This is a genomic window from Pseudodesulfovibrio pelocollis (assembly GCF_030282845.1).
Lineage (GTDB): Bacteria > Desulfobacterota > Desulfovibrionia > Desulfovibrionales > Desulfovibrionaceae > Pseudodesulfovibrio > Pseudodesulfovibrio pelocollis.
The window spans coordinates 1-24,785 of record NZ_JASTWE010000049.1; the positions used below are offsets into that span (position 1 = coordinate 1).

28 protein-coding genes and 1 pseudogene are annotated in these 24,785 nt (G+C 60.5%); 1 reads left to right on the plus strand and 28 read right to left on the minus strand.

The genetic code is table 11. The features are described 5' to 3' along the window. The 28 genes and pseudogenes from QQS14_RS14115 to QQS14_RS16625 form a co-directional block, all read right to left on the minus strand. A pseudogene (locus QQS14_RS14115) lies at window positions 1-704 on the minus strand (hypothetical protein); the annotation flags it as partial. Then, window positions 704-3,370 (minus strand): hypothetical protein, encoded by a 2,667-nt coding sequence (locus QQS14_RS14120; protein ID WP_285907655.1) that lies wholly within the window; start codon window positions 3,368-3,370, stop codon window positions 704-706. The pseudogene QQS14_RS14115 and the gene QQS14_RS14120, both read right to left, overlap by 1 nt. After that, a complete protein-coding gene (locus QQS14_RS14125) occupies window positions 3,370-5,910 on the minus strand; it encodes a PBECR3 domain-containing polyvalent protein (RefSeq protein ID WP_285907656.1) in 2,541 nt (846 codons plus the stop codon). The genes QQS14_RS14120 and QQS14_RS14125 overlap by 1 nt, the downstream gene beginning before the upstream one ends. A gap of 15 nt (window positions 5,911-5,925) precedes the next feature. After that, window positions 5,926-7,857, minus strand: a complete 1,932-nt coding sequence (locus tag QQS14_RS14130; protein WP_285907657.1) for a hypothetical protein — start codon at window positions 7,855-7,857, stop codon at window positions 5,926-5,928. Window positions 7,858-7,865: 8 nt separating this feature from the next. Beyond that, window positions 7,866-8,318, minus strand: a complete 453-nt coding sequence (locus QQS14_RS14135; protein WP_285907658.1) for a hypothetical protein — start codon at window positions 8,316-8,318, stop codon at window positions 7,866-7,868. Between the two features lies 1 nt (window position 8,319). Next, window positions 8,320-10,542 carry a hypothetical protein gene (locus QQS14_RS14140; RefSeq protein WP_285907659.1) on the minus strand — a complete coding sequence of 741 codons (2,223 nt, stop codon included), beginning with the start codon at window positions 10,540-10,542 and terminating at the stop codon, window positions 8,320-8,322. A 1-nt stretch (window position 10,543) separates the two neighbouring features. Further along, window positions 10,544-11,137 carry a phage connector family protein gene (locus QQS14_RS14145; RefSeq protein ID WP_285907660.1) on the minus strand — a complete coding sequence of 198 codons (594 nt, stop codon included), beginning with the start codon at window positions 11,135-11,137 and terminating at the stop codon, window positions 10,544-10,546. Window positions 11,138-11,202: 65 nt separating this feature from the next. Next, window positions 11,203-11,442, minus strand: a complete 240-nt coding sequence (locus QQS14_RS14150) for a hypothetical protein (protein ID WP_285907661.1) — start codon at window positions 11,440-11,442, stop codon at window positions 11,203-11,205. A gap of 12 nt (window positions 11,443-11,454) precedes the next feature. Further along, complete coding sequence (locus QQS14_RS14155; protein WP_285907662.1) at window positions 11,455-11,646, minus strand: hypothetical protein; 192 nt, start codon at window positions 11,644-11,646, stop codon at window positions 11,455-11,457. Between the two features lie 54 nt (window positions 11,647-11,700). Continuing rightward, window positions 11,701-12,537, minus strand: a complete 837-nt coding sequence (locus tag QQS14_RS14160) for a phage capsid protein (RefSeq protein WP_285907663.1) — start codon at window positions 12,535-12,537, stop codon at window positions 11,701-11,703. Between the two features lie 153 nt (window positions 12,538-12,690). Next, the gene (locus QQS14_RS14165; protein ID WP_285907664.1) at window positions 12,691-13,542 is read right to left on the minus strand and encodes a hypothetical protein; all 852 of its coding nucleotides are present in this window, start codon (window positions 13,540-13,542) and stop codon (window positions 12,691-12,693) included. Continuing rightward, the gene (locus QQS14_RS14170; protein ID WP_285907665.1) at window positions 13,535-13,789 is read right to left on the minus strand and encodes a Bbp19 family protein; all 255 of its coding nucleotides are present in this window, start codon (window positions 13,787-13,789) and stop codon (window positions 13,535-13,537) included. Before QQS14_RS14170 ends, QQS14_RS14165 begins: the two co-directional genes overlap by 8 nt. Then, entirely contained in the window at window positions 13,764-15,398 is a 1,635-nt protein-coding gene (locus QQS14_RS14175; RefSeq protein WP_285907666.1) for a portal protein, read from the minus strand. The genes QQS14_RS14170 and QQS14_RS14175 overlap by 26 nt, the downstream gene beginning before the upstream one ends. Window positions 15,399-15,401: 3 nt before the next feature. Continuing rightward, window positions 15,402-16,421, minus strand: a complete 1,020-nt coding sequence (locus QQS14_RS14180; protein ID WP_285907667.1) for a hypothetical protein — start codon at window positions 16,419-16,421, stop codon at window positions 15,402-15,404. A 70-nt stretch (window positions 16,422-16,491) separates the two neighbouring features. Beyond that, on the minus strand, window positions 16,492-16,797 hold the full coding sequence (locus QQS14_RS14185; RefSeq protein WP_285907668.1) for a hypothetical protein: 306 nt from the start codon (window positions 16,795-16,797) through the stop codon (window positions 16,492-16,494). Then, window positions 16,787-17,161, minus strand: a complete 375-nt coding sequence (locus QQS14_RS14190) for a hypothetical protein (protein ID WP_285907669.1) — start codon at window positions 17,159-17,161, stop codon at window positions 16,787-16,789. The genes QQS14_RS14185 and QQS14_RS14190 overlap by 11 nt, the downstream gene beginning before the upstream one ends. Further along, window positions 17,158-18,591, minus strand: coding sequence for a hypothetical protein (locus tag QQS14_RS14195; protein ID WP_285907670.1), 1,434 nt, complete (start codon window positions 18,589-18,591; stop codon window positions 17,158-17,160). Before QQS14_RS14195 ends, QQS14_RS14190 begins: the two co-directional genes overlap by 4 nt. Beyond that, on the minus strand, window positions 18,566-19,081 hold the full coding sequence (locus QQS14_RS14200; protein WP_285907671.1) for a helix-turn-helix domain-containing protein: 516 nt from the start codon (window positions 19,079-19,081) through the stop codon (window positions 18,566-18,568). The genes QQS14_RS14195 and QQS14_RS14200 overlap by 26 nt, the downstream gene beginning before the upstream one ends. A 3-nt stretch (window positions 19,082-19,084) precedes the next feature. Next, window positions 19,085-19,300 carry a hypothetical protein gene (locus QQS14_RS14205; RefSeq protein WP_285907672.1) on the minus strand — a complete coding sequence of 72 codons (216 nt, stop codon included), beginning with the start codon at window positions 19,298-19,300 and terminating at the stop codon, window positions 19,085-19,087. Further along, complete coding sequence (locus QQS14_RS14210) at window positions 19,297-19,824, minus strand: hypothetical protein (RefSeq protein WP_285907673.1); 528 nt, start codon at window positions 19,822-19,824, stop codon at window positions 19,297-19,299. Before QQS14_RS14210 ends, QQS14_RS14205 begins: the two co-directional genes overlap by 4 nt. Window positions 19,825-19,833: 9 nt before the next feature. After that, window positions 19,834-19,962 (minus strand): hypothetical protein, encoded by a 129-nt coding sequence (locus QQS14_RS14215; RefSeq protein ID WP_285907674.1) that lies wholly within the window; start codon window positions 19,960-19,962, stop codon window positions 19,834-19,836. A 445-nt stretch (window positions 19,963-20,407) separates the two neighbouring features. Further along, entirely contained in the window at window positions 20,408-20,626 is a 219-nt protein-coding gene (locus QQS14_RS14220; protein ID WP_285907675.1) for a helix-turn-helix domain-containing protein, read from the minus strand. Continuing rightward, the gene (locus QQS14_RS14225) at window positions 20,611-21,252 is read right to left on the minus strand and encodes a tyrosine-type recombinase/integrase (protein WP_285907676.1); all 642 of its coding nucleotides are present in this window, start codon (window positions 21,250-21,252) and stop codon (window positions 20,611-20,613) included. Before QQS14_RS14225 ends, QQS14_RS14220 begins: the two co-directional genes overlap by 16 nt. A gap of 298 nt (window positions 21,253-21,550) precedes the next feature. Beyond that, the gene (locus QQS14_RS14230) at window positions 21,551-22,045 is read right to left on the minus strand and encodes a DUF5675 family protein (RefSeq protein ID WP_285907677.1); all 495 of its coding nucleotides are present in this window, start codon (window positions 22,043-22,045) and stop codon (window positions 21,551-21,553) included. Then, entirely contained in the window at window positions 22,026-22,439 is a 414-nt protein-coding gene (locus QQS14_RS14235) for a hypothetical protein (protein WP_285907678.1), read from the minus strand. The genes QQS14_RS14230 and QQS14_RS14235 overlap by 20 nt, the downstream gene beginning before the upstream one ends. Window positions 22,440-22,441: 2 nt before the next feature. Further along, window positions 22,442-23,236 (minus strand): hypothetical protein, encoded by a 795-nt coding sequence (locus QQS14_RS14240; protein ID WP_285907679.1) that lies wholly within the window; start codon window positions 23,234-23,236, stop codon window positions 22,442-22,444. Between the two features lies 1 nt (window position 23,237). Next, window positions 23,238-23,870, minus strand: a complete 633-nt coding sequence (locus QQS14_RS14245; RefSeq protein WP_285907680.1) for a hypothetical protein — start codon at window positions 23,868-23,870, stop codon at window positions 23,238-23,240. A gap of 142 nt (window positions 23,871-24,012) precedes the next feature. Next, entirely contained in the window at window positions 24,013-24,237 is a 225-nt protein-coding gene (locus tag QQS14_RS16625; protein WP_425607935.1) for a helix-turn-helix domain-containing protein, read from the minus strand. Window positions 24,238-24,324: 87 nt separating this feature from the next. On the opposite strand from QQS14_RS16625, the gene QQS14_RS14250 reads away from it, so the two are divergent. Continuing rightward, window positions 24,325-24,711 (plus strand): helix-turn-helix domain-containing protein, encoded by a 387-nt coding sequence (locus QQS14_RS14250; RefSeq protein WP_285907681.1) that lies wholly within the window; start codon window positions 24,325-24,327, stop codon window positions 24,709-24,711. The last annotated feature ends 74 nt before the right edge of the window (window positions 24,712-24,785 follow it).

Sequence of the window (24,785 nt, forward strand, 5' to 3'; positions counted from 1 at the left end):
CCGGTGGTGTCCACGGTGCGCAGACTCCCGGCAGCGACGACAATGTCGCCGCCCGCGTAGGGCACGGCGGTTTCGGCGTAGCCCACGGCCAGGGTGGCGGCGGTGCCGGACTGGATTACGTTGTGTCCAGTCAGAGCTTCGCCAAACGATTCCGCCCCGGTCCCACCCTGTTCTTCTGAGAGCGGCAGTACAACCTGCCCCACATCAGCGATGTCACGATTGCCCATCTCCGAGGCAGACACCCAGTAGAGAAATTTCCCTGCCTCCGGTTCAGGAACTACCAAGTCTTCCACCGCAGATGTCGTTGGCAGCTTGAAGCACTTCGCCAGTTCCCTGCGATGCTGCTGATCAATCATCACGCCCAGGTTGATGTCCGTCTCGAACACCTTGGCGGGAAGCCTGTCGTCGTCCACGTATTCGCTCAACTGGGTCAGCGGCACCTGGCGCATGATAAGCACCTTGTGTCCGTCGGTCCGCCCAAGACCAAATACGACCTTTCCGGTCTTTTTGTCCGTGTCGGTATGCACCATCGTGAAGTCGCCGCCGAGGGTTTGCTCGGTCCACGCTGTCGTGCCGTCGCCCCCCAGCTCTCCGTCATAAACAACCAGATGGGAGTCATAGAACACGGGAAAGTCAAATACGAAATCCGTCTGTCCTTCCGTCGCCGTGTACCTGATTTCGTTCTTGTCGTCGGTGATCCTCATTATTTCCATCCTCCTCCACGTTTGATGTGAGTCGAGGGCGGAACAATCATTTCCTGCCCGTGCTCCGTCTTCAGTCGTCGCTCCATGCGCCGCAGATACCCGGGGCTGGCCATCTCCTGTAGGTGGTACAGCACCAGATAGTCGAGCGCCTGCCGGGTATAGAACAGATTCACAAACGGGGTGTTGTTCATAGCCCAATACATGGCCCGCCCAGCGCTCGGCGGATCTCCGTGCGCCGTGTTCACCACCATGCGGGCAAAATCATCAACGGAATTGAGAACAGGCCCTTCAATGGTTTTCAGCGGCCCGGCCCCGAATCGGTCATATTTGTTCAAGAGAAAGTCGCCATAGATGCCAGCCCCACCCCCCTGCATGAATGCAGCTCCCCATGTGCCGATATCGCTGATGTCCCTGGGCTCACGACCCTTGGCGACATCCTTGAGCGACATGGCGACATAGCCAAGGATGGTTGTCGAGGCGATAAGATGAGCGAGTCCGGACACGTCAATCTTCCCGCCCGGCGCTCCCTTGAGGTGGGCGTAGATCATCCGCTGACCGAACGCCACGGGAAACGATTTGAATTGCATCATGAATCTGGCGGCTTCACCCCACACTGTGCCCGGCTGCAACCCAGCCGTCTGCCAGCGTCTGGTCCGCTCGTCTGGCATGATGACGCCATAGTTCGTTTCATCCACAAAATAGGCACCCAGCTTGTCTTCAATCTCCATGCGGGCCAGTTCGCGCATCTCCTTGCGGCGGCGGTGCAGATTCATTTCAACGTGCATGGTGTATACCGAGTCACCGCGTGGCGTGTCCCCCCCGCCCTTTTGGTTTTTGCGCAGCCACTGGTCCTGGACATACGCCTCGTACTCGGCCATTTTCGGTGCAATGTAGGCATCGACAGCCTCATCGCTTAGCAGCTTGGCCGCCTCTGGCGTCACGTATCTCTTGCCGTCCACCTCGCGCATTTCCAGAGACTGCACAGCCCGCCAAGTCCGCTCGTCAATGCCGTGCTGCATGAGTGTGGAGCGGAACCGTTCAGACAACGCCCCCCACTCCTGCGCGCTACGCCTGGCCATGTGCGCCGAACTCATGAGCGCAAAGGTAGACCGGTTGCGTTCTGTCCAGTCGGTCAGACCAGAGAGCTTGAAAAAAGTTTGCTGGGCCTTGCTGAATTTCCCGTGGACCTGATCTTCGGCCATGAACCGGGCATGGATATCCCCCAGCAGCCCATCGAATCCGACTCCGAGCAAGTAGGCGATCTCTTTCTTCTCGTGGTCCATCTTTCCCTCGAACAACCCCTTGAGCATGCCGGAATACCCTTCGAGTAGCGGCATGCCCTGCACCCGAAGCCTCGCAGCAGAGGTTGCAAGGTCAGTCACGGACGACAAGGCGGCCATGCCGAGCTTGGCCATCGAAGTCACCGACCGCACCCATGCCGATGCCTTGGCCCCAATATGGTTGTGCGGCCTGTCGGCCCTGCCTGTCACCAGATTGAAAGACATGGCGATAGGGCTGTTCACTTGATCCAGAGACTTTGGCAACCTCCCGGCCTGCTTCTTTTTTTCAGCATCGGTCAGAGAGTGGTCATCCCAGATTTTCTTTTCGATATGCTTGACATACTTCTCCATGAACGCCTGGGGGTTTGGCCCCATATACTCCATAGATGCCGTATTGATGGCGTTGTCCCGCAAATGATGCATGATCGAGTCGAACACGTTGCCGGAGCCAAAGGCGTCGGCGTATTCCTTCCACTTGTTGGCATCCTTGAAAAAAAGCACCCGATGCTGGTTGGCAAGCTGCTGCGCCAGGTCGCTCGGCCCTGAAAGCACCATGTTCTGCCAATTGGTCATTGTTGCCACGTCCGTCCCGCGAATGATCTTGTAGTATATCTGCTCCAGGGCTTCTGGAACGCGGGCAGGGTCCATGCCGGAAAACGTTCGCTCAAGGTCAAGCAGATCGTTCTTCACGATGAAGTCACGCCATTCGGTGAGCCCGGCTTGCATGATTCTGGAAACATCGTGCCGCTGTGGCACCCAGTTTCTAAGCCGCTTCACGTCGGCTCCGGCAATCTGCACCCGCCTGCGCGAAAGGTCAGCAACATCAGACAACACCTGTGCAAGCCATTGCGCGTCCTTGTTGCCTGTCACCAGTTTGCCTTCGTCGATATGGAACATCTCAGTGGTCACATCGTTAAGAAACTGCTTGTCCTTGCGGACGAGTTTGAGCACATGGGGGCGCTCGGATTCGATCATGGCCAGAATTTTCCCGGCCCACCGCTGCTCCAGGTCGGCCCGCCTCGCGGAGACTGAAACGCGCCCCCCTTCCATGTTCGCATGATGTCCCAACAGCACGGCATCCAGCGCCTGCGCGTATGAGAGTCCTCCGTTGCGGCGCAGGGTCTCCACCTGCGCATCAAATTTTTCCCGAACGATGATATTTTTCAGCAGCTTGGCCTTGTCCTGAATGGCGGATGCGTGTGCCGTCTCGCCAAATCCTCGCGCGATGATCTCCAGATCAATCTCAATTCGATCAAGCCCTATCTCGGCCTCAATCCGGTCCTTGTGTTCAAGCATGGTCTGCATGATTTCCATGGCCGTGTTATTGTCAACGCCAGCACGGTGCATGATGTCGGCAATGCAGTTGTCTACCTGGATTCTAGCCATTAGATACCCCCTCGCGTGATGCATGCCGCAGCGGCCTTGAACGCTTCCGCGTACCGCCCTGCCTGCTCCACTCCACGCTCTGCCGACTTGACTTCCATGAGTTCCGCCTCGGTCAATCGCCCGGCATCAGCCATCATCTGCACCTCTCCCATGTCCCTGGCCAGAAGCTCGTCGGCAACGACATCCGGCTCAACTCCGTCAAGGGTGTCGGGCACGTCCCTCTCGGCCCCCTCAGCCCGCCAATCCAGCCGCTCCCTGGGCGGAAAGTCGTTGAACCGCTCTGCGAGGATGCGCGATACAGCTTCGCCTGCCCTGTGCAGGTCAGCCCCTTCGGCGATACGGATATGCGCCCGACCGTCAGCCGTGAATTCAATCGATCCGTGGCGCTTTCCGTCAACGGCGAACCGCTGCGGTCCCTGCCTTGAGACCGACGCCTTTCCGTCCATGGTCCAGCGCACGGCGTCTTTGACGATCCCGGCAATCTCCTCGTCCGTCATCTCCACGTCAAAACCGTGGCTGCGCAGCCAGTCACGGAGCCAAGCCTTGATGCTGTCCCATGCTCCGATTTCCAGGTCTGAAAGGTCTCTGCCGTTGGTGATCTTTTCTGCGATGTGCGCCAGCATCTCCTCGGCAGCCTCGCGCCTGTGGGCAGCATTGGAAAAATCCAGCCCATACGCATGGCGGATATCATCAAGAGCGTCCGCCCCGAAGTGATCAAAGACGCCATCCATCAGGGCATTGAACTTGGCGTCATCGCCGACCAGTCCGCGCAGCCCATAGTGCAGCCCCTGCTCGTGCAGCCAGATACCCACGGCTTGGTCCACCGACTCGATTGCATCGGCCACGATGTACACGGTGTCGCCGTCGTTGACGGCGTGAACGCCGTCAATGCCTCGACTCGTGGCGTGTTCCCGGAGATGTTCGGGTAAGTCGTCAAAGGCATCGACCACCAGGAGTGGCAGCCTGTTCTTTGCCCGCGCCTGCATCTCTTCGATTGTGGCCCGGATTTGCTTGCCACGGGCTGCATTCCGTTTTATATTTGTATTGGAAGAGGCATTGATCTGGCTGACGCCCTCACGTTGTGAGGCTTGGATGTTCCCCAGAGAGTCGCTGGGCACCAGACGCGCCTCTTTCTCTTTTGCCCATCCGTCAACAGACTTTTTATTGTCTGTGAAGCTTGTTTTGACAAAGCTCCTTTTTCCCTTCTTTCCATCCACGGTCTCGACGACAACAATATGTGCTTCATCGCCATTGTACTTGATGAATACCTGCGAATCCCCGCCGAACGTGTTCTTCTTGGGGTCGCCAGCAAACATCCTGTCATGCCCCATGATGACGTCCATAATGGTGGATATGGACTGCGCTGCCTGCTCCGGATGCCCCTTGAAAATGTGATTGACCACGTCAGAGTTAATGAGCAACTGGCCCGCACCCAGTTCATCAGGCATGTCTCCAATCTGAAAATATGATGTTTTCCCGCTTGGATTGTTCCGGACATTCTCGACAAACTGGCCAAGTGACGCCGCCGGGCTCCGATACATGGCCGCATGGAATCGTATCCCCTCGCCGGAGACATCCCCGCCCACCGACACCTCGGCGATGTGCCTGCGGTACCACGTCGGCACATCCGTGCCGGAAGCAGCGGCCACGCCGTCCAGGTGCGTCAGGAAGACATCAGCCTGCCCGGCGTCCACCCCGCCATCGGTCAGTCGCTGCAACGCCGTTTCCCGGCTGAATTGGTTGGCCTCCACCATCTCCTTGATAACCGGAGCCACGTCCGCAGCCCGCCCCTGTTCGACAGACAGGGTTGCAGCCTGATAGGCCCGCAGCAGGTCGCTCTTCTTCTCGCCCCTGAAATGCTTCATCCATGCGCCGCGCACCCCGCCGAAGAGCATGCCGACGCCAGCGCCCACCATCATGTCGAAAACGTAATCGTCCAGCGTGATGGTTTCGCCGCGCCGTTCAAGATCGGCCCCCACCACGGGATTCAACAACAGGTTTCCCACTCCTGCGTCGATGCCCGATGCCGCCATGCGTCCAAAAACTGACCCCATCCTGCCGACCATTTTGGCCGTCCGCACCTGGCTGACAAACGGGAGGTAGTTCACCGGGTCGGTCAGTCCAACGCCTAACTGCACACCGAATCCGGCCACCTTCTGCGCCGTGGTCTGCCGGGAGAGAATGGCCTCGCGCGTCCTGCGCTCGTCATAGTCCCCGGCCAGCACCTGCGCCCTGGCCGGGTTCATGCGCTCGTCCCACTCAATGCCCTCGCGGTAAAACTCGCTCTTCGGCCATTCTTCCTGCGGTATGCTCTCTTTCTCGGCAGCCATGGCGTTCTCCAGCCAGTTGCCGCCTCCATACCGTTTCACCTGGGCGTGCGTTTCCTGCAAGGCGTCCTGGGCGCGGCCTGGAATCGTCCAATCCCATGCGTTGGCCGCATTCGCGGCCATGGCCTCTCCCCAAGACGCATCACGCGCCCCCAGATCCAGGGCAATGTCACGCTCGGTCGCGGGTTTGTCCTTCGGCGTCATGAACTGCATTTGCTCTCCTCGACCCTAGAACGGCATCGGCCCATCCATCGGCACGCCTGTGTCTGCCCCGATCACTCCCAGCTCGTCATATCCGACAACCACAACCTCGCCGTCCCGGGCCATGGCCGTCCCTCCATGTGGCAGCACCAGTACGAATCCGCCCCCGTCCGCGCTGTTCTTCCACACCCCGTCGCGGAATGCGGCCAGATCATCCGGCAGGTCGCGGCGGTATGCGCGCAGCCTCCCGGCCACGCCTTCGGCGTCAATATCCTTCGGGGTATAAATGAGCACGTCATCATCGGTCACAAAGTCGAAGCGGTCATTCCAGAGTTGGTCCATGGCCTTGTTGGCGTCCCCGCCAGCCAGGGCCACCTTTGCTGTCATGGCATGCAGTTGGTCGTTCATCTTGAGGTGGGCCGCGTTCCCGGTCAGCAGGTACACCTGCCGGAAAAACTCCCCAGGGCCGCTAAAGTATGCCGCGCCAACGTCCTTCTTGATGCTCGTGGCCGTTTCGGGATCAACGGATATGTCGCTTTCCTTCAGGCTCATGACATCCAGCAGACGCCGCCCCAGGAACGGATCATCCATGTAGGCTTCGGCGGCAAAGGTATGCTCGTAGCCGAGCCCCATCTCGGCCAGCCCCTGCCGCTGGTATTCGCCGAGCGTGCTCAATCCGTTCAGGATATCGGCCTTGCCCTGGCCGTCTGCGCGCTCAAAGGAGTCCTTCATCTCCTTGGCCTGATTCGTTCCCAACACCTTCGGCTCTGCTGCGCCGAGTTCCGTTTGCAGGTCCATGGACGCCCGCAGGACAAGCGGCTGCAAGTCCTCATCCGCCACCCACGGGTCGGCAGCGTTTCGCGCCCTGCGCATGGCGTCCTCGCGCACATACCCCGCCGGATCGTCCTGAAAGGCCTTGGCCTGCTGCGCGACAAGCTGCCCGGCATACTGATACATCTCCATGTCAGCCCGGTAGTCCGAGCTGCCCGGATTAGGCCGCAAGGTCTCCATCATCTGCATCCGGTCCGCGAAGGGTGAGTGCTTCACCGCGTCGAGAGTGTTCCACACCCTGGCCGACCGGCTGAACCTCTCCCTGTACCGGGCCGCGAGCTCCGCCCCCCGTTCTCCCAGCGATGCCAATTCGGCCAGCATTCCGTCCGTGCCGTCCATGGGCACCCCCTCGGTCATGGCCGAGGCAAGGGAGTCCTCGATCTGCGGCACCAGCGCATTGGCCCTGTCCACCTGCCGTTCCTGGATGACGCGTTGTTTTTCGCGCGCCACGGCATAATGCCGCGCCTCTAGCTGCGACACCTGATCCGGCCCCAGGTCCATGAACGGCGTCGGGTCAAACTCGCCATCGCCAGAGACCGACCGCCACGCCCGCTTGTATTTCACCGTGTCCTGATGCCGTTCACGCAATCTGGAGAACTCGGTCACGCTCATGTGCGGCCTGATGGCCTCCAGCCTGCCGTTCCACAACTCGGCCGCCTTCTGGTATGCATCGTCGTCCCCGGCCTGGATCATGTGGTTCAGGTACACGTCGGTGTCTTCATGGTACCGCGCCACACGGTTGGCCGAGTCGCGCTTGTTGACGATGTTCCGCCACTTGATGTCGTCGCGTTCGCTGGCCATCTCGAAGCTTTGCTTCAGCTTCTCCTGCACTCGCCGACTCTTGCCCTCATACAACGATTCGGTCAGGGACTTGACCTTCTCGGCCCTCCTGGCAGGTAGGGAGGCAATATCCTCGTCGGCTTCAAATTCCTGATCCAGTCCATCCAGACCTCGCACGAATGCGAGCTGGGCGGCATGATAGTCGTCCTCGTCGCGGCTTGCCGCCATCTTCAAGCCGATGTTGCGCAGTTCCTCGCCCAGGTACTCCGCGCCAGAGCCGCCGACCATGGGAGCACGCGCCGCCCCCACCGGGGCAACCGCCGTAGCCGTGAAACTCTTCAGATCCATGCTGCCCCCTATGCAATGCCCATGATGTCGCTGACGCCGCGCAGGAGCGATCCGGACGCCTTGAGATATCCCTGCCTCCGCCCGCTCGCTCCGCGCTTGGCGCTTTGCTCGGCCTCGATGCGCAACGCCTGCACCCTCTGAGCGGTTTCCGTGGCCCTGTTCTTTTTTTCCAGTTCGAGCTGGGCCATGGTGTCGGCCATGATGTCCATTGCCGACCCGTCAAAGGCGATCCCCATGCCTGATATTCGCGCCTTCTGGATCCCTACGAAATCCCGCGCCTGCCGCTCGAATTGCTGCGCGTCCATCTGTCCGGATTCGCCAACGCTACGCGCATCGCGCAGGGCAGCCGAACGGTTGTAGAGTCCGGTGCTCCACGCCTCTTCCGCATCCGACACGCCGCCAAAGAGGTTGAGCGCGGTCCCGCCGCCGAGAAAGAGCTTTGACAAGAGACGGTTATCCATATCAGTTGTCCTCCACGCTGATGAATCGGTCGATGCGCTGAATCTCGCACGGCGTGGGCGAGTCATGCGCAATATAGAGGTCGGGGCAGACATGCTGCCAGCTTCCGGTAACCTTCAGGGGTATCTCGCCCGTGAAAAGAGGCGTCGGCTGTCCAAGGGTACGATTGCTCTTGGCCAACGGGATGCGCGTCAAATCGGCAAGGGTGGGTCCATATCGGATGTCCAGGGATTCACGCACCAGCACGTTTGCACTCTCCAACCGCTTGCGCCGCCCGTGGCTCGTCCCGTACCGCGTCTCAAACTCCCGCCGGGCCGGGGCCATGTACCCCTGGTATCCAAGCCCCACATGAACCAGCGATGCCTCATACTGCAATGTGATCTGACCGTTCTCCACCACCTGCTCCGGGTGTACGGCCCCATCGGCCAGGATGCGCACGGTTTCTCCGTTGAACATGTCAAGCCCGGTGATGACGCTCGTCGGCTCACCCTCATACGAAATGCCGCAATCAACAAAGAACGCGCTCTTCTGGCGTTCCAGCAGGTCCGTTTCACCCTGCCCGTCCTCATACGGGGTATAGCCGAGAGTCAGCCGCTCGATGGTCCTGTATATTCCGCCCTTGAGGGTCCGCTTGACCCGCAGGTACAGATTGTCCCGCCCGTTGTCGCCAGGGATCACGGCAATGGATTCCACCTCGGCGTTGCCCCCGCTCCCGCCGCTGATGGCCACGGGGAAACACCCGACAACCCCTTCATCCGAGTCATACGCCATGCAGACCAGCGTGCCGTCGTTCAAGAGACTCCACAGATACTGTTCGGGCGATTCCTGAAATGCGATCTCCTTGACACCGCTCATGAAGAGCTTCCCGGCCAGTCGTGAGAGCAGTTGCTCCGACAGGCCGTCGTTCTCGAACTGGTATTGCAGGGCGTAGATGCGCTTGCCGTACTTTTGGACAAAGACGATTTTCGGCCCGATGCGCACCGGGTCCATGTTCGCGGCCTTGATGCCGCAATCAAGGCGCATGTCTCCCGATGTGGGCGTGATGGTGCCGGTGCCGGTGACCAGCCGCCACGCTCCGCCGCCCGTCAGCAGCACCAGATACTGCGACCAGAAGATCGAATGAATGGGGTTGACCTGATCACTGCCGCCGATGGTCTTGGCGTAGGCACTGGAGTCCAGCACCTCTCCGGTCTTGGTTGTCGGTGCAAAATCGTAGATGTCGTCTGCCGCGCTCTTCCAGTGCGTCTGTGTCTGCGTTCGCGTCCCTGCCGCCGCAAACGACTCGTTGATGAATCCGATGCTGAGAGGGTAGCCGGTGGTCTGCGACCATGCCCCCAGCCTCCACTCGTCTGTGGCCGTCGTCGCCGAAAAATTGCGCTTGATGTCGCATTTGACCTGCGTCTCGCTGATGAACTCGGTGATGATCCCCCAGCCGATCACGTCACCATGCCGCAGCCTGACATGCCGCCCCGGGTCGGTGGAGGCAAACGGCTTGTTGCCCGTCCCGGATGCCGTCAGCGTCACCCCGGTCCCGGTGGTGGCCGATGCCGCTATCTTGTAGGCCGTGTTGCTGTTCTGGTTCAGATATGGCCCGTCTTCGGATTCAAAAACCGAGACCCCCCACCTGTCGTGGGCGTATCGCGACAGCATTTGGATGGGGTTCTCGCCATTGGCGGTGAAAAAGACATCGGCAGACTGTGTGCGCCGCACGCCGGGCAGTGCGGCTTCATCGTAGACGTGTGAAATTTCGTATGCGCTCCCGTCCTCGCGTTCCTGCCAGTATGCGGCCCAGTCCACACCCACCCCGGGTTCCTTACCAGTGGTGCCGCCATGCGCCTGGATGCACCGGTACAAGGCCGCATTATGGGCCGCGTAATCGTCTTTGGAATAATCGCCATCAGCGGCCCAGGCATCGGCAGAGGCTACGGTCTTGACAATGATGCCGTCTCCCTTGACGAACCGGTAATGCTCATCCCCCATGTCGATGACATAGGCCTGCTCGGTGGAAAAGACGAACGGCATGATCCGTCCCGCCTTGTCGTGGTCCCTGGCCTCGGCCACCAGCTTGGTGCCCCCCCTGTAGAAAGTCGGCCCCTCGACCCGCACCAGGAAGTTGAGTGCGTCATGCAACCCGCGCTGCCGGGGTTCAATGGTGTTCTGTCCATCAAGCGTCGGAGAGATTACTCCGGCGTTGGCCGATTCGAGGATGACGGGATACTGTGTCATTCTAGCCCCTGAAAGACTTGACCCATCCGCCCTCATGGCGTTGGGGCTGCGAGGCCTCGGTGGAATCCACGCTTTGGCCGCCGTGAACAAGCGACAGATACGAGCTCAACAGGTCACCCTGGCTTTTCCCCTCGCCCAAGCCCGGCGCAATCTGTGCAGCCAGCCTGTACCCGAGCGCGTTGACAAACGAGGCGTCATATTTGGCGGCATTTTCCACGATCTTGATGCCCTTGAGATACAGCGGCCCTTCCTCGTTGGTGAGAATGCACTCCCCTTCCTTCTCCCAGCTCCCCGGCCCGCTCATCTCCAGCCCATCCGCTCCGAACACCTTGATCACGCGCAGGCACTCCTGCGGCAGACGGTAGGCATATTCCCAGCCAAAGACGGGCTTGTCCGAATCAGACGGCCCGCCAAGATTCCAGCGACCCACAGCAAATCGCCACGGGTACGCGCGCAACACTTCGCGGACAACCGGCGTCCAGTGCAGGCGGCACTGCCGGGCGGCCGGAGAGTCCTCGGTCTGCACGTTGGCTATCTGGTCTGTCACCTTGAGATGGGCCAGGGCCAGGTTGCATATGGTGGTGTCTGCCTGCATTGTCCTCTCCGTTCGGCGGGGGCGTGGGAGCCCCCGCCGGTTTCAGTTCCGTTGACCAGCCGGGCCTAGGTGCCGTTGACCACCGTGGCGGGGCTCACGCCATTGACCAGCAGCAGGTCGATGGCGGTGTTGTCGCCGGTCTTGGCGATGATGATGTCGCCAGCGTTCAGGTTGTACTCGCCCTCGGCGGGGGTGAAGTAGCCGGAGGCCACCACCGTGGCGAGCGCGTCATCCGTTTCGTAGGTGAAGAGGTTGTTGCCGGTGAACCCGCCGACCAACCGCAGATTGTCCTTGCTGTAGGCCATGAGGCCCCCCTTTTAGTTGGTGGACTTCGCGGCGGCCTTGGCAGCCGCGTCCATGTTCTTTTTCAGGGCCGTGATGCGCTCCAGCCCCTTGACCTTCCGGCCTTCCTTCTCCACGGTGCCGAAGTATTCAGCCAGGAAATCCACGACTTCCTGCACGGGGTCGCCCAGTTCAACGGGCGCTTCGGCCTTCTTGTCCTTGGTCATGTTCTGCTCCTTGAGAGTCGGTTTGGGGCCGGGATTCCCCCGGCCCGTCATGGGCTAGGCGCTCGGCAGGGTGCCGTTGTCCTTGCACTTGATCTCGACCACGCCCTCGTCGTCGATGAGCACGGCTCCCAGGCTCATCTTGTGCTTGGGGAACCATGCGTCGCGCTCGGTGACCCATTTCATCTCTGCCTTGATCCCCTGCACCTCGCCCAGGCCGACGCCGGAGGAGTGGTAGAGGAAGCAGGAGCGCGCGGTGCCGTTCAGGGGCAGCCCAGTGTGGTGAATCCAGTTGATGTTGCGCCACTTCTTGTTCTCGGTGTTCTGGAGCCACGGGTACTTGTCGCCCACGTAGTCGGCCTTGGCAAAGGCGTCGATGTTCATGAGCTGCTCCCACTGCACCGACCCGATGACCGCATAGCGCTGGCCGTCGTCGGGCACGCCCAGGGTGTTGAACTTCATGATGGCATTCTGAACGAGATTCTTGTCCAGGTCCGTTGTGCCGTCGCCAACAGACTTGGTGGTCAGCTTGAGCTGGCTGATGATGATCTCGTCCACCTTGCGCCCGCAGGCATACGCGCCTGCGTTGGCCAGGGCCTGCCGGTCCTCGATGTTGTTCATCATCTCGTCCAGGGCGTCGGAATAGTCGGCGGCGTACCAGTTCTCCATCTTGGCCTCGACCCGGCTGAACCCCACCCCCATGGCCGGGATGACGCCGTGCCGCGTTTTCTGCACGGCCTTGCCCTTGCCGACCTTGGGGAACTTGACGTGGCTGCCCTTGACATTGGGCTTGAGGAAGACCGTCTTCCTCAGGATGGACCCGCGCTGCTGATACGCAACATGCAGGTCGCTGAGATATTCAGTGACAAAGACCTGATCAATCGACTGAGACATGGTGTCCCTCCTGGGTTGCATTGAAAAACGAAACGCCTAGCCAGAAGCCGGGTATCCCGTCGCCTATGGTGACCATGGAGGGTGTCCTTGCGGGCCTCCGGTCCCTGCGGGGCCGGGCTGCCGGTTTTACGCCCCGGCAGCAAAGGCGGCTGGTTAATTCTTGCTTGCTTCCATATCTGCCGTCAGCCTCTTGGCGTACTCGTGCACCTGGCTGACGTAGCTTTCATCCCGCTTGTCCGGGTCCGCATAGCGCGGGTCCATTTTCATGGCCGTCAACCCCGCCATGGTCGGCGTGTCGGCTCCGGCGCGAGTCCGGTTGATCTCCGCCAGCTCCCCTTCGGCCAGATACTGCTCGGCGAGCTTGGCCAGGTCGCGCACGATGGGAGCCTTGTTGGTCCAGTTCGCGGCCTTGAGCATACCCAGCGTCTCGTCCGAAAACTCGCTGGCGAAACGTTCGGCCAAGTTCACCTTGTAGTCGAACTCGGCATCCCATTCCTTTTTGAGGGCGTCCATGTTCTTGGTCAGGTCGGCCTCGTATGCGTCTGCCTCCGCCTGACGCTCCTTTGAAAACTCTTCGCCCAGGCCGTCGATGAGGTTTTGCAGGGCAGTCGGTGGCACCCCCTGCGCATGAGCCAGCTCGACAAAGCGGGGCAGCATGGCCCCCTCTTCCAGGTCGGGCATTTTCATGGCCGCCATGTATTCGTCCAGGCTTCCGGGCACGCCGCTCAGTTCGCGCAGACTCGCGGCAAACGCGGCCCGCTCTTCATCCGTGGCGTCCTCGCCGGGCGCGATCAGCCCCTGCGCCTTCTGTCCGGCCAGCTTGTTCAGGTTGTCCATGCCCTTGAAGAACTCAGCAGCGTTGTCATATTTGGTGACAAATCCGGCCCCCCGAAACTCTTCAGGCACAAAGCTCTCCACCCAGCTTTCACCGCCGCCACCCGCCTCGGGCGGCGTGTCCTGCATCTCAGGGACCGGGGTGTCGTTGTTCATCGGTGCATCAGCCATTGGTGTACTCCTTTGGTAAAGTGTCCGGGTTCAGGTTCAGGGTGTTGAGGATGTGCAGCACAGCCTGCCGCTGTCCCTCGTTCACCATCGCCCGCTCTGTCGTCATCCCGTCGCCATATATCGGTCTGGTCACGCAAAAGCGTTCAGCCAGGTCGGCCAGCACAAGCTGGCCCTCTTCGGTCATGAATACCCGGCGGTACGCCCGCCGGAGTTCTCGCGGCTTACTGAGCAGCTTGAGTGTCCACATTCGCCTGCACTCCGAGTTTCGCGGCCATGTCTACGCCCTGCCCCAGCGCCTCCATCTGCGCCTTCGCAGCGTTCGCATCCCGCTTCGCCTTGCGCGTCTCCTCCACCGTGGACCGGTCTATGAGTACCGCCGCCGGGGTGTTCCACCTCTTGTTGATGACACGCAACGCCTCATCGTCATCCAGGTTGTCAAAGACCGGGACCTCGCCAAAGCTCAGCCGCTTTTCAGCAATGAACGCGGCCATCTCATAGACACCCTGGATTGCCTCCATGTCCGCCCCGTGCTGCAACAGCAGGAACAGCGGCGACCGCATGGCGATCTTGAGCTTCATGAGCCCCTGCGGCGGTTCGCGCAGGTCGCCCCGGCGCAGCAGGATGGCCAGCCCGCGCATCATCGCCTGTCGGATGTACTCGTAGAAAAACCGATGCAGCAGGGGAGCTATCTGCTTGACCTTCTCCAGCTTGCGCATCTGCCGCTCGCCCAGCGTCACGTCCGTCTTGACCTCTTCCATCTCAAAGGCGCGAACGCAGAAATACCGGCGCAGAGCCTCCTCCTTGACCTGGATCTCCTCGCGTCCCCACGAAGGGTCGCCGCTGGGCATCTCGCTGACAGGCGGCTGCGCAGTGCCGCCCATGGTGCTGTTGTAGTTGATGGCCCCGGCCTTGCCGATAATAGCCTCCTGCCATCCCGCGTTCGTGGCCACCAGCGGCGGCTTGACGCGCTTCTCTCCGGCCTCCAGGGTGTTGTATTCCATGAGCTGGAGCGCGTTGCCGACACCAAGCGCCTTCATGGCCTGGCTTCGCCCGGCGATCTCGCCCAGCTTCTTGCTCCCGCGCGGCACCAGGAAGGGGAATTCGTAGTACCCCTTCTCCTGGGCCAGATGCTTGTCCGACTTGAGTATGTAATATTCGGCCCACGGCGCGTTCAGCACGCCACGCTTGCTCGCGTCCCTGTCCTCGCGCGGAATGACGACATGCAGATACTCGAACACCTGATCCCGCTCGTTCCGGGCCAGGGCCTCGGTCACCGGCTTCCCCGCGCTCTTCCCGAACTTCTTGTGGGCCTGCCGGGCGGTCAGTTCCACCTTGCCCATGGCCGTGTCCACCTCGCCCTCCTCATCCTCGAAATAGACGTATTCAAAGGGCGTCCGGGTCGAAAAGTGAAATGGGGTCTTCTTGCCTTCCTTCATGTAAGTGTTGGCAATGCCCGCATACAGCAGGTCAACAATCGCCTCGTGGCTCTGCACGCTGAAGTTCGAGTCGTGAAACCCCTCCATGACCCGCTTGGTCGCCTCCTGGCACCACAGCGTGTTGTCCTTGTCCTCAGCCTCGCCATCGCTCCCCGGCTGAAACTCGGCCCACAGCGCGTCAACCGGCATGGTCTCCGAGTGTATGCCAGCCGCCGCCACGTCCAGCGCATCCTCCGGAGTGCCGTTCCAGACAGACATGTGCCGCTTGTCCCCGGCTATCCCGCGAGTTTCGAGCATGGCCATGCGCGGCTTGAATATCTCGGCGCACTGCTGCACATGGCTGCGCCACGTGGCCGCGTCCGCCCGCGCCCTGGTCTCCCGCTCGATGAAGTTCTTGATCTGGTCGTCAGTCAGCGGCATCGGTTACCCCCTCTTCAGTCCGGTGAAGAGCACGCGCGCATCGTCCTCCACCCCACGCCCGCCGGTCAGCAGCAACGACTGCCGCCCCCGCTTGGCCTTGGTGGTCGCCGCGCCACTCCCTGCGCTCGCCGCTGGGCTCGCGGCCGCAGCCTTGCCACCCTGCGCCAATGCCGATTGCATGAGTATCCGCCCACTGTCCTCCCCGGCCCCGCGCTTGGCCGTGGCCGACACCGTTCGCTGCGCCGTAGGGCTGACCGCAGGGCTGGCTGCGGATACGCTTTTCTTCTCGTCGTCATAAAGCCCCTCATCTCGGGCCAGATTGTAGGCAGCCTTCACGCCGCCAAGCAGAGCACCTGCGATACTTCCACGGAAAGCCGAAACCGCCGGGGATGCAACGTCCAGAGCATCCCCTAAGACATCGTTTTTGGGCCTTCCCTGTTCATCAGTCTCCGTGTTTCCAGAGGCATAGCTGGCAGCGAGCGTTTCCGCCTTTCCTGATCTGAAGGCCTTCACGGCCTCAGGCAGCCCCACCGTTCGGCTCTTCCCTGTTACCGCGTCCAGGATGCTGCCGGTCACCCCTCTGTTGGCGGTGAACGAAACATCCTTCATGTTCAACGGATGCGCCCCCGGGTTCTGATTCCATGCTCCACTGGATGACATGGCCCGTTGCGTACCAACGTAGTCCGGCACAGATTTCACTTCCTGCGAGATATAAGCGTTGGCCTTGTTCATCTGGCGCGATACGTAGTCCTTCTGCACATAGTCACGGGCATTGACCGGTTTTCCGAGCGACACATCCTCATCCATAGCCGAAAGAGTCACAGACCGGTGCGCCGTCGGCACCGCTCTTCCGGCCAACACCCCTGCGGTCGGCGCGGGCGTACCTGGCACGCCCAGCGTGGTCGTGACTGGTGCCGTGGTTGCCGCACCACCCTTGGCGGCCGAAGCGTCCTTGTTTCCGAACGCACCGGGATTTTGCTTCGCCATACTTCTGCTGAACATATCACCCAGACTGCCAAGCATTCCCGCCGTCCTGTCATAGTCGCGCGAGGTTGGGCCCCCGCCGCTCTTCGTTCCGCCGCCGCCGCACATGCTATTTTCCTCCAAAGAGCATCTTGAGCCCTGTATTCGCCGGGTTGGTTACCCCCAGCCCCCCTGTCAGGCTGGTCGAACTCTTGCCGCGCCGGGCCAGGGCGCGCTGCCGCGCCGCCTTTGCCTCGGCCGTCGTCTCTTCCGAGTCCGCCTCGCCCGTCGTGGTGGTCAGAAACTGGCCCGTCTTCGGCGTCTCCTGAAGAAACCCGGCCGCCGCCGTGCCTACGGACGCAGCCGCCCCGGCCCCGGTCACGATCTTCTCCAGCCAGCTTGTTCCCTTGGGGAACCATTCGGTCTCACCGCACATGATTGTCCTCCACAAGGCTCTGGCAGCCGAACTTCACGACATGAAACCCCATCAGCCCGACCATCTTGTCAAAATTCACATCCCCCGGATCGTCGCTCGACACATACGCGTTCACGGCCCCGGCATTGCGGCAGAATTCCCGCAGCCACGGCACATCCACGCGCTTGAGTTCCCGCCATGCCACAGGCCCGGGCCTGAGTATCCGCCAATAGATCCACGCCTCGTCACCGGCCACGGTCACACCGCACACCGCGTACACCTCGCCACCCGCGACCATTTCAAACCACTTGTAGGCATCCACAGGAAACCGCCGATAATGCACGCCGCGCAGCGGGCCCGGCTGATTGGCAACACGAGTGATCATGCATAGCTCCCTTTCAGCTTCACCTTGGTCAACGGCTGATAGCCCACGGCAAATGTTCTGAACGCGTCAGCCGCATGGCTGGTCCAGTCGTGCAGCGGAGCGTTCCGCCAACACCCGTTCCTGTCGTCCCACTCCTTGCGGTATGCCTCCAGAGCCTTGATCCCGTCCGCACACCTGCGCTCGTCAAAATAGCACTTTGGGAGCATGTTCCGCGTTGCATTGATGCCGTCATGCACTGAGAGCATCGGGGCCACGGTGAACTCGATGCCATGCTCCCGGGCCGTCTCCAGGCGGGATTTCCCGGTCCCGATCTCGCGCACCCGGATATCGTGCGGCGCGACATGCTGCCCATAGCGATACCCCCGCGCATCCAGGACAGAGGCATAGTGCTCGATCCCCTCCCCGGAATTGCTGTAGTGGTCGATGACCCGGAACTCCCGCCCGGCCAGATCCTGGAAAAACCAGATGTCCATGGAATCGCTCATGCCCAGGTCCCATCCGGTATGCACTGGCAGGGCAGGGTCATAGGGCACGTTGCATATCTGCCTGTTAGCCCGAATGCGCGAGAACTGCGCCGAGTAGTAGGCTCCCTCGATAGCCGCTTCAAATGCCTCTTCCGGGGTGCTCGGATACTCGCGCTTCATGTCATCCTGTTGCTCGTTTTCCATGGCCGCATACCAAGCCCGCTGCCGGTCGTTCAGCAGAATGCCAAGGTTGTCCTGCAATCTGGCAAAGTATTCGTCGTGATGCGGATAGATGATGGCCTGATTGGGGTCCACGGCGTATTGAGGCTCCTGAAACCACGGAAAGAAGAAGAATTTGAAATCAAGCGGACCGGGCTCCCTGCCGGACGCGAGCAGGTCACGAGCCGTCTTGCATTTGTCGTGAAAGTCTCCGGTCTGCCCTTCTGCGGTCGATTCGATGGTGATGAATCCGTTTTGCGGCACCGCGTTGAATGCGCCCGTACGTATCTCTCTGGCCCGTTCGGGATGTCGGGCGCATATTTTGCCGTACTCGGAAACATGGAGAAATTGCAGCGTGCCGGATCGGAATCCCGTGGAAACCCTGATGCTGGAGTTGTTGCTGAAAAGCAGCTCGTCGGCGTTCTCGGTGATCACGGGCCGCGCCGCCTGAAACTCTTCTGGCATCTGCCGATAGGCAAACCGCACCTTGTCTCGAAAAAACGCCTTGGCGTCGTCCTTGTGGTGGGCGATGATTCCGGCCCGCACGTTGGAATTGAACAGACAGATATCAAGGGCCACAAGGCACATCAGCGTGGTCAGGCCCAATTGCCGGGCCTTGAGGATGAGGTTGCGATACCACCACGCCAGCATGAACTGCCGTTGGGCCCAGTTCATGCGAAACGGGATGATATCGCCATCCTTGTTGATGATCTTGTAGAGGCTATTCAGCCTCCACATCCTGTTCATCAGCCGATTCATTGTGCGTCAGCCCTTGTGTTGTTCCGTCTATCCCATCCAGGAATCCAGCCAGATCAGCCGCCGTGTTGGTCAGGTTCATGTTCCCGGTCAGGTCTATCTGCTTCACGCTCGGCCACCGCTCCGGCGCTCGGCGGCTGAGAAAGAATTCAATCGCCTTCGGGTTCGGCGGTGCGAACATTTTGCGAGCGGTCTTGACCTTTCCCGTTTCGGTGGTCACCGTGTACCGAATCCCCTTGCATAGCCTGTAGAGGTTCTGTTCCACGACCTTGACCTTGTAGGACTCCTCTCCGGCGGCCAGAGCCTGGGCAAATTCGGGATGCTCCCGCTTCCAGTCCGTGATGGTTGTCTTCCCAACCCCAAAGACCTTGGCAAGCCGGGACTGGCTCAAGTTGCTCTCGGCCACCATCTCCCGCGCCATGGCCGCGTACTTCTCATCATATTCAGGGGGCCTCCCCCCCTTTTTCTTTGCATTGCTCATCGCTCATTGCTTGATGGCTTCATAGATCACCCGGGCAGCCAATCCGGCGAACCCTGCGGTCAGGCTCCACACGATCTTTTCCAGCATCCGCAGCTTCTCCGAGTGGGTGTGGCAGCGGCGATCCTCGTTGATCTGCCTGATATCTTCCTGTATCCCCTTCACGCGCTCCTCGATGCGGGCCAGCATCGTCTCAAGCTGATGCACCAAGTCCGGACTCACCGCCCACCACCTCGCATGGAATCGGCCATGGCCTCGGTCTTGTCCTGGCTCCCCTTGGACGATCCCAACCAGTAGGAGGTCGCCTGCTTGAGCTCGCTGAACACATAGCCGATCACAGTGCCAAGCAGCGTCTTGTCCACAGACTCCAGGCTCGATGTCATCACCAGCCACACGAGCATCGCAGCCAGCCCAAACAACCCGGCGGTCAGCAGGGACGGGAACATGCTCCCCTTGTGGTGCTTGCGCGCGCTGTCCCGGTCCTTGACCTCGGCCTGAAAAATATCCACGTCAGCCTTTTTGAGCTTTACGGCCAGATCAGCCTCCACCTGCTTGAGCGCGATGACCTGCTCCGGCGTCATCAGCTTGACTGCGGAGGCGAGCTGGGCTTCCGCGTCCTCGGCCTCAGGCTCAATCCCGAAGAACCCGCACAAGGTGCTCATCGCCATGGACGCCAGAGGACCGCCCAGCATCCCGGCCACGCCGGGCACGATCTTTCCGAGCATGCCTTTCCAGTCGAATCCCATGGCTCCCCCTCAATAGATGAACCGGCAGACGATCAACTCCCACCACCAGGCCACCGCCTTGGCGGCTCGGCAGGGCAGAAAGGACCGCAACCGGCAATACACATGCAGCGGGTTGAGTATGTGCTGCCTCTTCTTCACATGGCCTTCCTCGTTCCCGGCCCCGCCCTCTACGGAGAAAAGGGCGAGGCCGGGCAGGCTTGGGAATGCACGATGCGAGAAGTGTAAGGTGGGAATTCGACGGAAATAACGATTACACGCCTTTTCCTATCCAAAAGGCCCGTATAAGCAACGATTACCTATTGACAGGGTTTTTATGGTGCAGTTTTCCCCGTAGTTGAATGGGAAATGAGGTGTTGATTTTTGGCCCGAATTTCCCCCCATGCGCGGGGAAGTCGCTTGGAAGCCCTTAATATACACCACAATTCAAGATCACTCGCCAGGGCGCACCAAGGAGCTTTCTTGCCTCCCTCTTGCCACGCTGGCAATCCCTCGTTTTCGACATATATAGGAACATCACGGGCCATTATCCCTACTGCCGAAGCAATGGACTCTTTGCCTTTGACAATGAATGGTGACATACGGCCTACTCCTCAATCCCGTTCACTTCGTGCAGGGCGATGAACCTGTCCAGTTCAGCCTGCCGCACCTTCCACGGACCCTTGCCGCCAATCTTAAACCCGTGCAGATGCTCAGGGTTCACCTTGCGCCCGTCCTGCGCCCCGGTGCGCAACATCCGCTTGACGGTTTTCTCGTGGATGCGCAGCACGTCCGCCACATCCCTGGCCGTCAGCAACCTGGGCATGGGATGCTCCCGAACCGGCCTTCAAAGGCTAGCTTGCAGGCCCGGATATGCTCGCGCCGAAACGACAGATAGCGGCTTGCTGCCTCCACGGTTTTCCAGCCCCCAGCCTTGGCCAGCTCCACCAGCGGGTCCACATGCTCGCCAGCCCGCTGCCTGCGCGCCAGTTCTTCGTACATGTTGTTGGCGAACGTCTTGCGCATGGTGTGCGTCCCGATTGTCCCGTCATATCCCAGGCGGCGCGCCTGCCCGTTGATGATCTGCCACGCCCGTGCCCGGGTGATGGGCTGGTTGTCCCCTTCGCGCGAGCGGAACAGGAACACCTCCCGCCCCCACCAGCCAGCCAGATGGTGCGCCCTGATCAATCCCAGCAACGCGTGCTGTTCGTCCCGGTTCAGTTCCAGCTCGCGCGTCTGGTCCGTCTTGGTCTGCATCACCTCCACGTACCGCCTCACCCGTCCGCCCCGCACCACGTCGCCGATAGTCAGCGGCAGCATTTCAGACACCCTCGGCCCGGAGTTCACACCGAGCATAAACAACGCCCGGTCACGATACTCGAACACCTGCCCGGAGAACCCGGCAGACATGGCCCGCACCTCCGAATCCGTGAACGGACGGCAACCAATCATCGGCCACCTCCCTCTGCTTTTTCACCCATGCCAAAACACCTCCAAATATCGACTCCGAGTTTCCGAACGGTCCCCTCAAAAAACACCACCGCAGCCCATACGGCTCTAAGCGTAAGAGGAAACTGCACGACCGTTCGGAAACCCCCTGTTTTGAAAATCGTTAGAAAAACCTATTTTTGACCGGAACCTCGCGGACGAATCGGGAGCATCCCGCAACAATCCGCAACATCTGCGCATCTGATTCGCGCAAAGGGAAGAAGGTAAAACTCGCGCTCTGCCCCAAGTAAAAAAAACACCCTCACGACGCCAGCCCAGCAGTCTCCAGGATCGTCAGCCGGAACTCGGTCAACCCGCTCATTTGCGCCATGAACCGGGAGAATGTGGCCCCAGAATTGAGCACCGCCCTGTCGCCCTTGAGCTTGCCCACATACTGACCCAGCAGAATGCAGCCCATGGTATGCGCCACGATGTTGCCGGAATGAATCAGGATGTGCGTCCGCCCAGGCACGTCCTGCACCTCGAACGTCCGCCCGTATCGGGGCGAGTCCACAATGCCGCAGGTGTACACCCCCGGCGGAATGCACGATATGTTGGCCGCGTTGTTCAAGTCGGGCGGCTCCAGCGTCGAGCAAAAAGGCCTGCCGTCAATGATCAGCACCCCAAACGTCCCGTCCCGGTCCTCGTCATAGCGTATCAGTGTCGCGCCCATGCGCTCCCTCCGGATTTTTGCGGCGGCCACAAGCTCATGCAGCGGCGCGCCCAGTTTGAACAGTTCAACAGGATCGCTGACCACGCTGAACCTCCTGCCTCACCAGCTCGTAAAACGGCCTCCCTTGCAACGCCGGATGCCGGGAGCGGACACGCTGCCACGCCTGCTCAAAGACAGGGTTCGCCTTTTGCTGACGCTCCGCAGGATGCACAGGCTGCGCCATGCTCGGAGATTCCGACCACTGCGCATGGATGGCCCGGCACGTCTTGGCCCAGTTTCGCGGTTTGCTGTCCATGCCACGCACCTGCGCGACAATGTACGGCCACGCATCGCCCGGTATCCGCTGCACCTGCTCCCACACGTCGAGCGTCAGCGGGTCCCTGTCCCCCGGTGCCACCTGGCCGAACGCCAGCCACATCTTGGGCCATGCCGCCGTGAACCCCTGCCAGTTCCGCATGATCGTCTCTTTGTCGTGCATGCTCACCTCAACTCCGGCGGCAGGTCAGACATCCCGCCGCCGCGCTGCTTGATCTCATCGTCCCACCCGGCCCCGTTCAGCCAGGTGGCCGGATGCGGCACGTACTCCCTGCCGTCCTGCCCCCGCCAGTGGTCAGCGGCTATCTGCCGCGCCAACGCCTCCATGATCACCCGCGCGTCCACGCCCTTGATGCCCTTCCACACCCGCCACGCCCGCTGCTTGTTCCGCTTGCACGGGTAGAGCTCCCAAAAAAGCACAAAGGGCTTTGAGTACTCCTGCCCCCCCCTGGGGGGCTTGGGGGGGTTCTTCTCTTTTTCAGGATTCAGGATTCCGGATTCAGGATTCAGGATTCCGGATTCAGGATTCAGGGGGGGTTGGCCCAGGGTCGGCCCAGGGTCGGTCTTGGGCAGGTCTTGGTCTTCCTGCGGTTGATCGGGCGGCGAATCTTGTATATCGCCCTGTTCGTCGTCCTCATATCCAGGACAGGCCGGGCAAATCTCCCGCTCCTTGTAGTGCGGAGTCTGGTGCTTTTTGAACCCGGGGATAAACAGATACTGCCTGTCCTCATGACTGTACCGGACGATCAACCCGGCCTCGCACAACTCGTCGAGCAGTGCCTCAATCTCCACGGCGTCGGCTGGGAAGAGTGACATCTTGATCCGCTTGGGCCTGTTCTCCAGCCTCCCGCACCTGTCAGCCAGAGCCCAAAGCCCGATGAAGCACAGCCGCGCCCATGCCGAACACTCCACCACGTCCTCGTTGGTGAAAAATCCCGGCTTGATATTCCGTGCGCGCATCCTACCGCCTCCACGCCGGGGTTATCCGCCGCCACATGGCGCGCCAGCATGCGAGCATCCCGTCCCGGTTCCGCGCCACCGCCCTGGCGCGCCTCGCGGCCACCACCGGCTTGTAAATGGACACGAAGAACCGCACACCGCCACCCGCACCGGCACGGGTGTATTCGTCCAGGTAGATCTGTTGAAACCGCAAAAGCGACTGCATCGCATACTCGCCATGCGCCGCAACCAGTGCGGGCGGCTTGTTCTCCATGGCAGCGGCCACCATGTCCGATACGGCCCGCTGTGCCTCCTGCGAGGCCCGGCTCGCGCTTAAGGAGCCGCAGTCCGGCATGTCCAGCGCCAGCCGCACCGGCACACCCCGCTGCGCCAGATGCAGGCAGACAAGCCGCGCGGCGTCAATGGCCGCGTCCCGCCCGTCCCGGCTCCCCTCGTCAATCAGGTGGCTGCACAGGGTGAGAACATGCGCCAGAGGCCCGTGCTGCGCATCCTGGCCCCCAGGCTCGCGCGCCCACCGCAGCGCCTGCTGATATGATTTTTTCCCGGCAATATTGCCTACCAGGTTCGCCCCCAGCAGCCGGTTTGCCTCCCCCTGCCATCCATGAGCCGTGTCCGATACGTTTTTTCGTGCCATAACATTCCCCTTACGTGCCTGTGATCTTTCCGATATTTATGAATCATGGTGCCGTCCACGCCGTGGTGCGCCAGCCAGAAGGTCAGGATCAACATAATCTCGCAGAAAATCCTTTAACCGAGGTTACAAAATGCTCAGGCACTTACGCGGCATCATCAGATTGGCCTTGACCCGGCACGGGGGACGGGTGGCGATCCCCATAGAGAAACGGCCAGAGTCGCCTCAGAGTCTCTGAGTGTCCTCCCTTGCTCGCGCCAGTGACAATCTTTGAAATAGTTGACTGCTTCACTCCAGACTCGTCAGCGAGACGGCCCTGAGTCCAGCCACTTTCACGCAGCATTTTTTTGATGTCCTCACGTATGTTCATGGTGGCAATATATTCTAACTAGAATTTATTTGCAACTCACGAGTCCAAAGAGAATGTGACACCACGCTAATGCATCGGTATTGTTGGATGATGAAAAACTATGAAAAGCTACTTGCTGGACTCAGGTCTATTGCAGACAGTCGATTTGGGAATGTCACTCAAATGGCTGACTCTCTGGATTTTTCGCAATCAACCATATCGAAGATGCTCAACAAAAAATCCCGTCCCAGAATTGACACGGTGTGCGACTTACTTGACAAACTCGGCGCAAAAATTGTTTTCCCTGGCGAAAACGCGGCCGCGCCAGGGTGCATAACCCCGGAGGCGTCTCGCGTCGATGAGGTTATACTCGGCATGCGTAAGCTGGGGATGGACCCGGCAGCAATCCGGGATGGAGTTCTTCAGGAGTTGTCAGCCATGTTCGCAAAAAATACCGGACAGGATGACGAAGAAGAAAGAAGGCATGCCATTTAAAATTGGTACATGGTGCCGTATCCGCTTATCGACACAATCAAATAAATAAGTACACAGCAGACAATAAAAATTTA